Raw genomic sequence first — 13,582 nt, 5'->3', positions numbered from 1 at the left:
TCCTGATCAGCTCTTGGCGGGCGGGACGGTGGGCATGCCGATCGGCACCTTGCGGCCGTTGCGCTCGGTGAACGCGATGGTCGGGTCGGCGACGTCAGGCGCGTTGACGAACGAGACGAACTGGGTCAGCTTGGCCTTGTCGTCCAGCACGCCCTTCCACTCGCAGGAGTAGCCGTCGACGTGCCGTTCCATGGCGGCTTCGAATTCGCTTGCCAGACCGAGAGAGTCGTTGCACACGACGTCACGGACGTGGTCCAGGCCCATCTGGTCGACCCACGGCGCCGTGCGCTGCAGCCGGTCCGCGGTGCGGATGTAGAACATCAGGAACCGGTCGATGTAGCGAACCAGGGTCTCGTCGTCGAGGTCACCGGCCAGCAGCTGCGCGTGGGCGGGCGTCATGCCGCCGTTGCCGCCGACGTACAGGTTCCAGCCGGTCTCGGTGGCGATGACGCCGACGTCCTTGCCGCGGGCCTCGGCGCATTCCCGGGCACAGCCGGAGACGCCCATCTTGATCTTGTGCGGCGACCGCAGGCCGCGGTAACGCAGCTCCAGATCGATAGCCATCTGTACCGAATCCTGTTGCCCGTAGCGGCACCAGTCGCTGCCGACGCAGCTCTTGACGGTGCGCAACGACTTGCCGTACGCCTGCCCGGACTCCATGCCGCCGTCGACCAGACGCCGCCAGATCTCCGGCAACTGGTCCACGCGCGCACCGAACATGTCGATCCGCTGGCCACCGGTGATCTTGGTGTAAAGCCCGAAGTCCCTGGCGATCTCACCGATCAGGATCAGCTGCTCCGGGGTGATGTCACCACCCGGGACGCGCGGCACCACCGAGTAGCTGCCGTTCTTCTGGATGTTGGCCAGGAAGTGGTCGTTGGAGTCCTGCAGCGCGGCCTGCTCGCCGTCGAGGATGTGGCCACTGCTGGTCGACGCCAGGATCGAGGCGATGGCGGGTTTGCAGATGTCGCAACCCTTTCCGGTGCCGAACTTCTCGATCAGCCCGGAGAACTTCCGGATCTCGGTGGCCGAGATGATCTCGAAGAGTTCGGCCCGCGACTGCGGGAAATGCTCGCACAGCGCCTTGGACTGCTCGACGCCCTGCGCTTCCAGCAGCTGTTTGAGCAGCGGAACGCAGGAGCCACAGGAGGTGCCGGCCTTGGTGCAGGCCTTCAGGCCGGCGACGTCGGAGCAACCTCCTTCGATCGCACCGCACAGGTCGCCCTTGGTGACGTTGTTGCAGGAGCAGATCTGCGCAGCGTCCGGCAGGGCGCCCACACCGAGAGCTCCTGCGCCGTCACCGGATCCGGCCGGGGCGATGAGCGCCAGTGGGTCACCGGGCAGTGCCTCGCCGACCATCGGGCGCAGCACGCCGTATGCCGACGCGTCGCCGACCAGGATGCCACCCAGCAGGGTCTGGGCATCGTCGGACAGCACCAGCTTGGCGTAGGTCTCCTTCACCGGGTCGTTGACGACGACCTCCAGGCAGTCGGGCGTAACGCCCTGCGCGTCACCGAAACTCGCGACGTCGACGCCGAGCAGCTTCAGCTTGGTCGACATGTCGGCCTCGGGGAACTCGGCGGCGCCACCGAGCAGGCGGTCGGCGACCACCTCGGCGGTGGTGTAACCGGGACCGACCAGGCCGTAGCACCGGCCCTCGACCGCGGCCACCTCACCGACGGCGTAGATGTCAGGATCGCTTGTCACGCAGGACAAGTCCGTCAGGACGCCACCACGCTCGGCCATGTCCAGACCGGCGTCACGGGCCAGCTCGTCGCGCGGACGCACACCGGCGGCGAAGATGACCAGGCCGGCGTCGATCAGCGTGCCGTCGCTGAGCAGCACGCGCACGCCCTCGTCGAGCGGCTCGATGGCGTCTGTGCCGACGTCCAGGTGCACCGAGATGCCCAGCTTGCCGATCATGCGGGCCAGCAGCGCACCACCGGCGTCGTCGAGCTGCTGGTTCATCGGACGGGGCGCCCGCTCGACGATGTGGGCCTGCATGCCGAACTGGCGCAACGCATTCGCCGCTTCCAGACCCAGCAGGCCACCACCGATGACCACACCGGTGTTGTTGCCGTGTTCGGCCGAGCGCTGCATGGCGGCGCGGATGCCGTCGAGGTCGTCCAGGGTGCGGTAGACGAAGCAGCCGTCGAGCTGGTGACCGGGCACCGGCGGCACGAAAGCGTAAGAGCCCGTGGCCAACACCAGCTTGTCGTAGGCGATGCCGCGACCCGACTCGGTCACCACCGTCTTGGTGGCGCGGTCGATACCGCCGACCTTGTCGGCCAGCACGAGGTCGACGAGGCCGTCGCCGTCATACCCGTTGCCAGGCAACGCCAGCTTCGACCGGTCCCAGTGCTCGGTGTAACCCGTCAGCCCCACCCGGTCATACGCGGCGTCCGCTTCTTCGGACAGCACGGTGATGCGCCATTGGCCCGCGGCATCCCGCGAGCGCAGCGCCTCGACCAGGCGGTGCCCGACCATTCCGTGGCCAACGACCACAAGGTTCTTCGCGTCCATGCCCCAAAAGGTAGGGAGGCGATATTGCGAATTGTGTTGCCGCGTGTGAATCGACCGTCACGCTCTTCTCACACCAGTCGGCAAACGCCGGTGAAGTGCGTGACCCCGGTCATATACCTGGGCTGACGTCCGCCGAACTAGCCGACGCCGGCGGGCGGGACGGTGGTCGGGGTGGTGTACGGGTTGTAGATCGTCGTCGTGGTGGTGGTCCGCGTCGTCGTCCGCTTGGTGCTGGTCGGATACGTCGTCAGCACTGTGGAGTCACCGACGGGACCGGACGGCTGCTCGGACTCGTCGGACGTCTGAATCACCTGGTAGATCAGGATGATCAGCAGGATCGCGGCGGCAACGCCGGCGGCCCACCACAACCCGTAGTTCTCCTCGGCGCCGTCGGGGTCGCTCACTGCCACCGCGCCAGAATATCGGCGGCCACCGTCCCGAGAGCGCGCTGCAGGAACGGCCCGAAGCTGATGCGGCCGACGCCCAACGGGCCGAAGGACGCGGGATCGTCGGACTCCGGGATCGCGATGGCGTTGATCGGCAACGGCAGGTCGGCGGCCAGGCGGCGATAGGTGTCGTCGTCATGGCGGCCCACCGGGTACAGGGAGTCCGCGCCGGCCGCTGCGCACAGCTTCAGCCGCTGCACCGCGCGCTCGTAGCGGTCGGCCTCGTCGCCGATCTGGCGCAGGAACAGGTCGGTACGCGCGTTGATCACGACGTGGACCCCGGAAGCGTCTGCCGCCCTGCGCAATTCACCGACCAGGTCGGCGTGCTCCTGGGCGTCGCGGATGCGGCCGCCGTCCTTGTGCACGGTGTCCTCGATGTTGAGACCCACCGCGCCCGCGGCCAGCAGGCCGGAGATGAGGCGGCTCGGGGCCTCGCCGTAACCGGATTCGATGTCGACCGACACCGGCACGTCGACTGCCGCGGTGATCTGGCTGACGCGCGTGGTGAGGTCGTCGAACGACATGCCTTCGCCGTCGGGCTTGCCCACCGAGTCGGCGACCGGGTGGCTGCCGACCGTCAGCGCGACGAACCCGGCGGACACCGCCAGCTTCGCCGACCAGGCGTCCCACACGGTCGGCAGGACGACCGGGTTCCCCGGCTGGTGCAGGGCCAATAGTGCTTCGGCGCGCTGCGCCAGAACCGCGTCGGACATGGTCATACCGTACCGACCACCACTGCGACGACATGCCGACACCGTGCCCACAAACGTGACCTGTCTCACTTTCATCTCCGGATCTGACTAGCATCCGGTGTCGTACTGTGATTTATGACACCCTTCAGCCCAAGGAGGTCGCCCGATGTCCACCACCACTGAGCTCACCGAACTGCACGAGTTGATCGGCAATTTGCGTCGGTCCGTCAGCTCGCTGGCCGCCAAATACGGGGACTCCCCCGCCACCCGCCGCATCGCGAATGACGCCGAGCGCCTGGCCGTCGACATCGAGCGGCTGGACATCGACATCGAAGAGCTGGAATTCAGCCGCGGCATCAAGACCCAGCACGCCAAGGAAAAGATCGTGATCCCTGACCACGACTACTCCAGCGAATTCTGGAACGACCACGACGGTGGCGTCGGCGGCTGACCGACTTGGGCACGACGGTCGTCGTGCCCATCACCGGCCCGTCCCACAACTTCATAGGTAGGCCCTGCCCCCAACCGAAATCGAGGATGCTTTCGTGAGCGCACCCGCCGCCAACCGCCCCGGGACCGGCGTCTTCTCCCCCACGCGTGCGCAGATACCGCAGCGCACCCTGCGGACCGATAACTGGCTCAAATCCCCGATTCTCATCGACCTGGGTTTCGCCGCGTTCGTCATCTACGCGACGGTGCGCGCCTTCCAACGGGACCACTTCTACGTCGCGGACTATCACTATCTGACGCCGTTCTACTCACCGTGTCTGAGCGTCAAGTGCGGTGCGGCCAGCGAGTTCTGGCCCCAGATTCTGCCGGCCGACGGACCGCTGTCGCTGATTCCGTTCGCGGCGCTGTCCTTGCCGTTCCTGCTGCTGTTCCGGCTGACCTGCTACTACTACCGCGGCGCCTACTACCGCACGGTGTGGCAGTCCCCGACGGCCTGCGCCGTCGCCGAACCGCATGCCAAGTACACCGGTGAGACGCGGTTCCCGCTGATCATCCAGAACACCCACCGGTACTTCTTCTACATCGCGGTCATCATCTCGGTGATCAACACCTACGACGCCATCGTCGCGTTCCACTCGCCCAGCGGTTTCGGCTTCGGGCTCGGCAACATCATCCTGCTGGGCAACGTCATCATGCTGTGGGTCTACACGGTGTCCTGCCACTCCTGCCGGCACGTCACCGGCGGCCGGCTCAAGCACTTCTCGAAACACCCTGTGCGCTACTGGATCTGGACCCAGGTCAGCAAGCTCAATACTCGCCACAAGCTGTACGCGTGGATCACCCTCGGCACCCTGATGTTCACCGACTTCTACGTCATGGCGGTGTCGGCCGGGTGGTTCAGCGACCCGAGGTTTGTCGGATGAGTTTTGTCGGCAACGAAACTTTTTGATTTTCAACGCTGTTCACAACAATTTGGAGTTATTTCATGGCTGAACTCGAACGGCACGAGTACGACGTCGTCGTAATCGGAGCCGGCGGGGCGGGGTTGCGTGCGGTCATCGAAGCCCGGGAGCAGGGCCTGCGCGTGGCGGTGGTGTGTAAGTCGTTGTTCGGCAAGGCCCACACCGTCATGGCCGAGGGCGGCTGCGCCGCCTCGATGCGCAACGCGAACTCCAAGGACAGCTGGCAGGTGCACTTCGGTGACACCATGCGCGGCGGCAAGTTCCTGAACAACTGGCGCATGGCCGAGCTGCACGCGCGTGAGGCACCGGACCGCGTGTGGGAGCTGGAGACCTACGGCGCGTTGTTCGACCGCACCAAGGACGGCCGCATCAGCCAGCGGAACTTCGGTGGCCACACCTACCCGCGTCTGGCGCACGTCGGTGACCGCACCGGCCTGGAGATCATCCGCACCATGCAGCAGAAGATCGTCTCGCTGCAGCAGGAGGACTTCAAGGAGACCGGCGACTACGAGGCCCGTATCAAGGTCTTCCACGAGTGCACCATCACCGAGCTGGTGAAGGACGGCGACCGCATCGCCGGTGCGTTCGGCTACTGGCGTGAGTCGGGCCGGTTCGTGCTGTTCGAGGCGCCCGCCGTGGTGCTGGCGACCGGCGGCATCGGCAAGTCGTTCAAGGTGTCGTCGAACTCCTGGGAGTACACCGGCGACGGGCACGCCCTGGCACTGCGGGCCGGCGCGACGCTGATCAACATGGAGTTCATCCAGTTCCACCCGACGGGCATGGTCTGGCCGCCGTCGGTGAAGGGCATCCTCGTCACCGAGGGTGTGCGCGGCGACGGCGGAGTCCTCAAGAACTCCGAGGGCAAGCGCTTCATGTTCGACTACATCCCCTCGGTGTTCAAGGGCCAGTACGCCGAGACCGAGGAAGAAGCCGACCAGTGGCTCAAGGACAACGACTCCGCACGCCGCACTCCTGACCTGCTGCCGCGTGACGAGGTGGCGCGCGCCATCAACTCCGAGGTCAAGGCCGGTCGCGGCACCCCGCACGGCGGCGTCTACCTCGACATCGCCTCGCGCATCCCCACCGAGGAGATCAAGAAGCGCCTGCCGTCGATGTACCACCAGTTCATGGAGCTGGCCGAGGTCGACATCACCAAGGACGAGATGGAGGTCGGCCCGACCTGTCACTACGTCATGGGCGGCATCGAGGTCGATCCCGACACCGGCGCGGCGCGGACGCCCGGCCTATTCGCGGCCGGCGAGTGCTCGGGCGGTATGCACGGCTCGAACCGGCTCGGCGGTAACTCGCTGAGCGACCTGCTGGTGTTCGGCCGGCGGGCCGGCCTCGGGGCGGCGCAGTACGTGAAGGCCCTGTCGGCGCGGCCCGTCGTCTCCGATGACGCACTGACCACCGCGGCGCGGGAAGCCTTGGAGCCGTTCGACGAACACGTCGGCGCGGAGAACCCCTACACCCTGCACACCGAGTTGCAACAGGCGATGAACGACCTTGTCGGCATCATCCGCACCAAGGAAGAGATCGAGCAGGCACTGCTCAAGCTCGACGAGCTCAAGCGCCGGATGCACAACATCACCGTCGAGGGCCACCGGCAGTTCAACCCGGGATGGCACCTGGCCGTCGACATGCGGAACATGCTGCTGGTCAGCGAGTGTGTGGCCAAGGCCGCGCTGGCCCGCACCGAGAGCCGCGGCGGCCACACCCGCGACGACTACCCGGAGATGAGTGCCGACTGGCGCAACATCCTGCTGGTGTGCAGTGCCGGCGGCGGCGACCCGATCGTCCCCGACGTCACCGTCACCCCGGAACAGCAGGTGCCGATGCCCGCCGAGCTGCTCGCCTGCTTCGAGCTGTCCGAGCTGGAGAAGTACTACACCGACGCCGAATTGGCAGCCCATCCGGAACGGAGCTAGCGATGAGCAACAGCTACCAAGCCAATCTGCGGGTCTGGCGCGGGGACGACACCGGCGGTGGTCTCGACGACTTCAAGGTCGAGGTCAACGACGGTGAGGTGGTGCTCGACATCATCCACCGCATCCAGGCCACGCAGGCCCCGGACCTGGCGGTGCGGTGGAACTGCAAGGCCGGCAAGTGCGGGTCGTGTTCGGCGGAGGTCAACGGCCGTCCCCGGCTGATGTGCATGACGCGGATGTCGACGTTCGATCCGGCCGAGACCGTCACCATCACGCCGCTGCGGGCGTTCCCGATCATGCGCGACCTGGTGACCGATGTGTCGTTCAACTACGAAAAGGCGCGCCAGATCCCGTCTTTCGCGCCGCCGAAGGACCTCGAGCCCGGCGAGTACCGGATGCAGCAGGAAGACGTCGAGCGATCGCAGGAGTTCCGCAAGTGCATCGAGTGCTTCCTGTGCCAGAACACCTGCCACGTCGTGCGCGATCACGAGGAGAACAAGCAGGCGTTCGCCGGGCCGCGCTTCCTGATGCGGGTGGCCGAGTTGGACATGCATCCTTTGGACACGCTCGACCGCAAGGACATGGCGCAGGACGAGTTCGGCCTGGGCTACTGCAACATCACCAAGTGCTGCACCGAGGTCTGCCCCGAGCACATCAAGATCACCGACAACGCGCTGATTCCGATGAAGGAGCGCGTCGCCGACCGCAAGTACGACCCCATCGTCTGGCTGGGGAACAAGCTCTTCCGCCGTTAGGGCGCGCGACGCCGGGCGTGACGCCCGCCTTGGTAGATGTTCGATCTGAGGCCGTCAACTTGCCTTGACGGTCAAGGAAAGTTGACGCCTCTGGCCCGAACATGTCACAGGAGAGCAGCCGGTCCCGCCAGATTGCCGATCCGGCGGGGACGGCGATGTTTCGGCGTACGCTCGGAAGGGCAGCCAATCCGTGACGAAAGGCAGCCAGATGGGCCAATCAGAAACGCACAGCGTCAACGACATTCGGACCGCGATCCGCGAACTCTCCCTGCGCGCCGAACTGGCCCGCAAGGAAGGGCGGCCTGACGACGCCGCTGAACTCGAGGCGCGGGTCGCGGCGTATCGGCAGGAATTGGCCGCCAAGCCCTGACTCACGCCTCCAAGCGCCGGAATGCGCTGCGGTGGAAGACCATCGGCTCGACGTCGGGGTTGATGACGATGTCGCTGATCGCCAGCACCACGATGGTGTGATCGCCGGCGGGGACCAGCTGATCGATCGACGTCTCCAGCCACACGCTGGTGCCGTGGATGAACAGTGCGCCGTTGTCGCGCAACTCGGTTTCCATGCCCGCGAACCGGTCGCCGGTCTTGGCGGCCAGGGTGCGCGCCGCGGCGTCGTGCTGCTGGCCCAGCACGCTGATGCCCAGAGCCGGCAGGTCCTTGAGCTTCGGCCAGGTGGTCGACGTGTTCTGCACACAGAACGACACCAGCGGCGGCTCGAGCGACACGGGCACGAAGGTGCTGGCGGCCAGGCCGACCTTCTCGCCGTTGACGTGGGCTGCGATGGCGACGACGCCGATCGGGAAGTGGCCGAACGCCGCGCGCAGGGATGCCGGGCTGAGATCTGTAGAGCTCATAGTCCGTCCATCTTCACATGACGCTCCCCGAGCCACCCGAGCAAGCGTCCGCTTGGCGGGAACGCGCTGCTAGCAGCTCAGGTAGCGCGCCAGCGAGTCTTCGGCCGGCCGGGGTATGAATCCCGTTGATTCCAGCTTCTGGTTGTCGAGCACGCTGTTGCGCGGGCGAGGGGCCACCGCGCTGGTCGCCGAGGCGAAATAGGCGTCGGTGCTGACGCCCGTCACCCGCGCCGGATCGTGGCCGGTGAGCTCGAATACCCGGCGGGCGATGTCCGCCCATGACGTCGCCGGGCCCGAACCGGTGACGTTGTACGTTCCGTACGGCGCACCGGTCGTCGTCAGGTGGCGGATCGCCCGGGCCAGCTCGGAGGTGAACGTCAGCCGCCCGACCTGGTCGTCGACCACGGACGGGTCCACGCCGCGCTCGGCCAGCGACGCCATGGTCCGGACGAAGTTGCGGCCGTCCCCGATAACCCACGACGTCCGCAGGACATAGTGCCGCGGCACCGTCGCGACGATCTGGTCGCCGGCCGCCTTGGTCTGGCCGTACACCCCGAGCGGGGCGATCGGGTCGTCCTCCCGGTACGGCGAGTCGGAGGTCCCGTCGAAGACGTAGTCGCTGGAGATGTGCACCAGTGTGAGGCCGCGGGCCGTCGCGATACGGGCCAGCGCCGCAACGGCGGTGACGTTGACTGCCCAGGCGTCGGCTCGCCCACTCGGGGTCTCGGCCGCATCCACGGCGGTGTACGCGGCGGCGTTGATCACGGTGTCGTAGTCCTGCCACCGACGGGCGCTGTCCAGGTCGCCGGTCAGGTCCACGTCGTCGCGGGTGACGAACTCGACGCTGGGATCATCACCGTATTCAGCGCGCAGGGCCCGGCCGACTTGGCCATTGGCGCCCAGTACCAACGTCTTTCGCGGTGCGACCGGCTGGATGTCCGCCAGCCGGGGATGCGTCCGGTCCTTGGCCGAGAGCTCGGCGCGCTCGAGCGGAATCGGCCATTCGATGGCCAGCGTCTCGTCGGCCAGGTTCACCGAAACATATTGCGCGTCAGGCGAATAGTGGTCGTTGACCAGGTAGACGTACGCGGTGTCGGGCGCCAGCGTCTGGAACGCGTTGCCGACCCCACGGGGCACGAACACCGCTCGCGACGGATCGAGCTCGGCGGTGAACACCGCCCCGAACGTCGGGCCGTCGCGCAGGTCGACCCAGGCGCCGAAGATCCGGCCCGTCGCCACCGAGACGAACTTGTCCCACGGTTCGGCGTGGATGCCGCGGGTGGTGCCCGCGGCGTCGTTGAACGAGATGTTGTTCTGCACGGGCCCGAAGTCCGGCAGCCCGAGCGCCGTCATCTTCTCGCGCTGCCAGTTCTCCTTGAACCAGCCACGGTTGTCGCCGTGCACCGGCAGGTCCCAGATGGTCAGGCCGGGAATCGGTGTGGCAGTGGCGGACAACGGTTTTCCGTATTCGGTCACGGGTTGCCCATCACTCACTGGCCCTGGCTGGCGTAGCGCGCTTCGGTGGCGTCCTTGACCGGGCGCCACCATGCCTCGTTGTCGCGATACCAGGCGATGGTGGCGCGCAGCCCGTCGGCGAAGTCGACATACGTTGGCTGCCAACCGAGTTCGGTGCGCAGCTTGGTCGAATCGATGGCGTAGCGCAGGTCGTGGCCGGCGCGGTCCGTCACGTGGTCGTAGCCGTCGGCCGGCTGGCCCATCTCCGTCAGGATCATCTCGATGACGGTCTTGTTGTCCTTTTCGCCGTTGGCGCCGATCAGATAGGTATCGCCGAGGCGCCCCTTCTCGATGATCGTCAGCACGGCGGACGAGTGGTCGTCCACGTGGATCCAGTCCCGCACGTTGCGGCCCGCGCCGTAGAGCTTCGGCCGGATGCCGCGCAGCACGTTGGTGATCTGCCGTGGAATGAACTTCTCGACGTGCTGGTAGGACCCATAGTTGTTGGAGCAGTTGGAGATTGTGGCGCGCACGCCGAACGAACGCACCCACGCCCGGACCAACAGATCACTGCCGGCCTTGGTCGACGAATAGGGCGACGACGGGTTGTAGGCCGTGCGTTCGGTGAACTTGGCGGGGTCGTCGAGTTCGAGGTCGCCGTAGACCTCGTCGGTCGAGATGTGGTGCAGCCGGGTGCCGTGCTTGCGGACCGACTCCAGCAGCGTGAACGTCCCGACCACGTTGGTATGCAGGAACGGTTCCGGATCGCGCAGCGAGTTGTCGTTGTGCGATTCGGCGGCGAAGTGCACCACGACGTCTGTCGTCGCCATCAGCTCGTCGACCAGCGCGGCGTCGGCCACGTCACCCAGGACGAACGTCATCCGCTGTTCGGGCAGGCCGGCAAGCGACTCCCGGTTGCCCGCGTAGGTCAGCTTGTCCAGCACCGTGACGTGATGGTCGGTGTGGTCCAGGACGTATCGGACGAAGTTGGCGCCGATGAATCCGGCGCCCCCGGTGACCAGCAGCCGCGCCATCAGTACCCCCTGCTCAACAGGTCCAGCAGGTACGTGCCGTAGCCCGACTTCACCAACGGCTCGGCGCGCTCGCGCAGCTCGTCGCCGCTGAGATAGCCACGCCGCCAGGCGATTTCCTCGGGAACGCCGATTTTCAGGCCGGTGCGGCGCTCGATGGTCCGCACGAACTCGGCGGCGTCGGTCATCTGATCGAACGTCCCCGTGTCGAGCCACGCCGTGCCGCGCGGCAGCACCTGCACGCGTAACCGGTTCTGCGCCAAGTACGTTCGGTTGATGTCGGTGATCTCGTACTCGCCGCGGGCACTGGGTTTCAACTCGCGGGCGATCGACACCACGTCGTTGCTGTAGAAGTACAGCCCCGGCACGGCGTAGTTGCTCTTCGGCACTGCCGGCTTTTCCTCGAGCGAAACCGCATGCCCGGCATCGTCGAATTCGATGACGCCGTAGGCCGAGGGTTCGGCGACCCAGTAGCCGAAGATCGCGCCGCCGTCGACGTTGTTGAACCGCTGCAGCTGCGTGCCCAGGCCCGGGCCGTACAGCAGGTTGTCGCCGAGGACCAGCGCCACGCTGTCACCGCCGAGGAAGTCAGCACCGATGGTGAAGGCCTGCGCCAACCCATCGGGCGACGGCTGCTGGGCATAGCTGATCGAGACGCCGTACTGCGATCCGTCGCCGAGCAGCCGTTCGAAACTCGGCGCGTCGAGCGGCGTCGTGATGACGAGGATGTCGGTGATCCCCGCCAGCATCAACGTGGACAGCGGGTAGTAGATCATCGGCTTGTCGTAGACCGGGATCAGCTGCTTGGACACCCCGGCGGTGACGGGGTGTAGTCGCGTGCCCGCGCCCCCGGCCAGGATGATGCCTTTCACCCGGCCATCCTGACATACGCGCACCGCGTCAGGTGCTCACCGAGCGGACTCAACCGCAGGCTCGGACGCCAGCGTCTTGCCGTTCTGCACGATTTCCAGGCCTGACGACGAGACGTGGTACTCAGCGGCATCGGGATCGTTGAACGCGACGAAGCCGTCGCCGGACTCGTTCACGGTTCCCAATCGGATCGTGGCGCCGTCGGAGATTCGATAGCCCAGGTAATACAGCACCCCGACGCTGCTGCGGCAGATCACGACCGCCGATTGCGCGGTGCGCAGGATCATCGCGGCCTCGTCCGCTCCGGTGCACCGGGCGGCGCCGTTGTAGGTGGTGAAGCCGCGGGTGTCGGCGTCGGGCAGCACCATTCGCGCGGTGGTGGGCACCAGCGAGGTCGGGGGCTCCGGCTCGGTGGACTCGACCGACGTCACGGTCACGCCCGTCGGCTCGGACATGGTTGTCGTGGCCTCCGCCGAAGTCGTTGGGCCGCTGCGTCCGTCATGCCCGCGCATCAGCACGACGCCGACGAAGACCAACGTCACCACCAGCAGGATCCCCACGCCGATCAGCGCCCAGGCCGTCGGACTCATTCCGGACCGTGCCGTGGGCGACGGATCAGCTTGGCGCACAAGGCCCATGGGTGCGGGAGGCGGCGCGGCTGCGACTGTCGGCACTCCGGGTACCGCGGGTGCGGCGACCGGCGGCAGCGTCGCCGCCGCACCACGCGCCAGCGCCGCGGCGAAATCCCCGCACGAACGGAAGCGGTCAGCGGGCCGGCGGGCCATCGCGATGGCCAGCACGGGGTCCAGGTCGGCGAGGTCCGGGCGGACGTCGGCCAGTCGTGGCACCACGCCACTGACGCGTTGGCTGATGAGCACGACGGGCGTCGAATCGCCACCCGGAGGCTGGCCGGTCAGCAGCTGAAAAGCGGTGGCGGCCAAGGCGTATTGGTCCGTGCGGCCGTCGAGCGCCTCACCGAGCAATTGCTCCGGCGCCGCGTAGTTCGGCGTACCGAGCGTCATGTTCGTCGACGTCAGTCCGTCGAAATCGTCGACGCGCCGGGCGATCCCGAAATCGGCCAACATCACCCGGCCGCGGCCCGGGCCCCGTCCGCTCAACAGGATGTTCGCGGGTTTGACGTCCCGGTGCAGCAGCCCGCGACTGTGCGCATGATCCAGCGCGTCGGCGATCGCGGTGACGATCGCGATCACCTGGTCCCGCGGCATGCCGCCGGGGCACTGCGTCCGGAGCACGTTGCCGGCATCGGAACCGTCGACGTAGTCCATCGAGATCCACAGGCGCCCGTCGTACTCGCCGCGGTCGTGCACTCCGACGATGTGCTGATGCCACAGCGTCGCCGCGGCGTCGGCCTCGCGCTCGAAGCGCCGGCGGTATTCGGCGTCGGCGGACAACGACGCCGGCAGGACCTTCAGCGCATCGGTGCGGGGCAGTCGCGGATGCTGGACCAGATACACCTCGCCCATGCCGCCGGCGCCCAGCTTTCGGACCACGGTGAATCCGGCGAAAACCGATCCATCGGGCAGCGACATGGTCGGATCGTAACTGCCAGAACGCGAATCGGCGGCCACTCGAGACTCGCTCGGGTGACCGCC

13 protein-coding genes are annotated in these 13,582 nt (G+C 66.9%); 5 read left to right on the top strand and 8 right to left on the bottom strand.

What is annotated here, in order from left to right; all coding sequences use genetic code 11:
- Positions 1–6 precede the first annotated feature (6 nt).
- The 3 genes from nirB to H289_RS0124665 all read right to left on the bottom strand — a co-directional run bounded on the left by nirB (position 7) and on the right by H289_RS0124665 (position 3,682).
- On the bottom strand, positions 7–2,523 hold the full coding sequence (gene nirB / locus H289_RS0124675) for a nitrite reductase large subunit NirB (RefSeq protein ID WP_020103520.1): 2,517 nt from the start codon (positions 2,521–2,523) through the stop codon (positions 7–9).
- Between the two features lie 137 nt (positions 2,524–2,660).
- Positions 2,661–2,933: a hypothetical protein gene (locus H289_RS0124670; RefSeq protein ID WP_155944254.1), complete on the bottom strand. Its 273-nt coding sequence runs from the start codon at positions 2,931–2,933 to the stop codon at positions 2,661–2,663.
- Positions 2,924–3,682 (bottom strand): isocitrate lyase/PEP mutase family protein, encoded by a 759-nt coding sequence (locus tag H289_RS0124665; RefSeq protein WP_029105699.1) that lies wholly within the window; start codon positions 3,680–3,682, stop codon positions 2,924–2,926. Before H289_RS0124665 ends, H289_RS0124670 begins: the two co-directional genes overlap by 10 nt.
- Positions 3,683–3,827: 145 nt before the next feature.
- Here H289_RS0124665 and H289_RS0124660 point away from each other — a divergent pair, with 145 nt between their 5' ends.
- The 5 genes from H289_RS0124660 (at position 3,828) to H289_RS31295 (ending at position 8,126) form a co-directional block, all read left to right on the top strand.
- Positions 3,828–4,112 carry an Rv0250c family protein gene (locus H289_RS0124660; protein WP_020103517.1) on the top strand — a complete coding sequence of 95 codons (285 nt, stop codon included), beginning with the start codon at positions 3,828–3,830 and terminating at the stop codon, positions 4,110–4,112.
- A 94-nt stretch (positions 4,113–4,206) separates the two neighbouring features.
- Complete coding sequence (gene sdhC / locus H289_RS0124655; protein WP_020103516.1) at positions 4,207–5,034, top strand: succinate dehydrogenase subunit SdhC; 828 nt, start codon at positions 4,207–4,209, stop codon at positions 5,032–5,034.
- Between the two features lie 62 nt (positions 5,035–5,096).
- On the top strand, positions 5,097–7,001 hold the full coding sequence (locus H289_RS0124650; protein ID WP_020103515.1) for a fumarate reductase/succinate dehydrogenase flavoprotein subunit: 1,905 nt from the start codon (positions 5,097–5,099) through the stop codon (positions 6,999–7,001).
- A gap of 2 nt (positions 7,002–7,003) precedes the next feature.
- The gene (locus H289_RS0124645; protein ID WP_020103514.1) at positions 7,004–7,756 is read left to right on the top strand and encodes a succinate dehydrogenase/fumarate reductase iron-sulfur subunit; all 753 of its coding nucleotides are present in this window, start codon (positions 7,004–7,006) and stop codon (positions 7,754–7,756) included.
- Positions 7,757–7,946: 190 nt separating this feature from the next.
- Entirely contained in the window at positions 7,947–8,126 is a 180-nt protein-coding gene (locus tag H289_RS31295; RefSeq protein ID WP_020103513.1) for a hypothetical protein, read from the top strand.
- A gap of 1 nt (position 8,127) precedes the next feature.
- On the opposite strand, the gene H289_RS0124635 is transcribed toward H289_RS31295, so the two are convergent.
- The 5 genes from H289_RS0124635 to H289_RS33935 all read right to left on the bottom strand — a co-directional run bounded on the left by H289_RS0124635 (position 8,128) and on the right by H289_RS33935 (position 13,519).
- Entirely contained in the window at positions 8,128–8,613 is a 486-nt protein-coding gene (locus tag H289_RS0124635; protein WP_020103512.1) for a flavin reductase family protein, read from the bottom strand.
- A 69-nt stretch (positions 8,614–8,682) separates the two neighbouring features.
- On the bottom strand, positions 8,683–10,089 hold the full coding sequence (gene rfbD, locus H289_RS0124630) for a dTDP-4-dehydrorhamnose reductase (RefSeq protein ID WP_029105698.1): 1,407 nt from the start codon (positions 10,087–10,089) through the stop codon (positions 8,683–8,685).
- A 14-nt stretch (positions 10,090–10,103) separates the two neighbouring features.
- Positions 10,104–11,102, bottom strand: coding sequence for a dTDP-glucose 4,6-dehydratase (gene rfbB, locus H289_RS0124625; RefSeq protein ID WP_020103510.1), 999 nt, complete (start codon positions 11,100–11,102; stop codon positions 10,104–10,106).
- Entirely contained in the window at positions 11,102–11,971 is an 870-nt protein-coding gene (gene rfbA, locus H289_RS0124620) for a glucose-1-phosphate thymidylyltransferase RfbA (RefSeq protein WP_020103509.1), read from the bottom strand. The genes rfbB and rfbA overlap by 1 nt, the downstream gene beginning before the upstream one ends.
- Positions 11,972–12,007: 36 nt before the next feature.
- Positions 12,008–13,519: a serine/threonine-protein kinase gene (locus tag H289_RS33935; RefSeq protein ID WP_081633542.1), complete on the bottom strand. Its 1,512-nt coding sequence runs from the start codon at positions 13,517–13,519 to the stop codon at positions 12,008–12,010.
- Positions 13,520–13,582: the final 63 nt, after the last annotated feature.

This window comes from Mycobacterium sp. 360MFTsu5.1 (assembly GCF_000383495.1).
In the GTDB taxonomy this organism is placed as follows: domain Bacteria; phylum Actinomycetota; class Actinomycetes; order Mycobacteriales; family Mycobacteriaceae; genus Mycobacterium; species Mycobacterium mucogenicum_B.
The sequence above is the reverse complement of the archived record's forward strand: the minus strand, read 5'-3'. Positions and strand labels throughout refer to the sequence as shown.

What these genes read in the sequence shown, in the direction of transcription:
- nirB (WP_020103520.1), bottom strand. Translation starts at nt 2,523, where the DNA reads ATGGACGCGAAGAACCTTGTGGTCGTTGGCCACGGAATGGTCGGGCAC.
- H289_RS0124665 (WP_029105699.1), bottom strand. Translation starts at nt 3,682, where the DNA reads ATGTCCGACGCGGTTCTGGCGCAGCGCGCCGAAGCACTATTGGCCCTG.
- H289_RS0124660 (WP_020103517.1), top strand. Translation starts at nt 3,828, where the DNA reads ATGTCCACCACCACTGAGCTCACCGAACTGCACGAGTTGATCGGCAAT.
- H289_RS0124650 (WP_020103515.1), top strand. Translation starts at nt 5,097, where the DNA reads ATGGCTGAACTCGAACGGCACGAGTACGACGTCGTCGTAATCGGAGCC.
- H289_RS0124645 (WP_020103514.1), top strand. Translation starts at nt 7,004, where the DNA reads ATGAGCAACAGCTACCAAGCCAATCTGCGGGTCTGGCGCGGGGACGAC.
- H289_RS0124635 (WP_020103512.1), bottom strand. Translation starts at nt 8,613, where the DNA reads ATGAGCTCTACAGATCTCAGCCCGGCATCCCTGCGCGCGGCGTTCGGC.
- rfbB (WP_020103510.1), bottom strand. Translation starts at nt 11,102, where the DNA reads ATGGCGCGGCTGCTGGTCACCGGGGGCGCCGGATTCATCGGCGCCAAC.
- H289_RS33935 (WP_081633542.1), bottom strand. Translation starts at nt 13,519, where the DNA reads ATGTCGCTGCCCGATGGATCGGTTTTCGCCGGATTCACCGTGGTCCGA.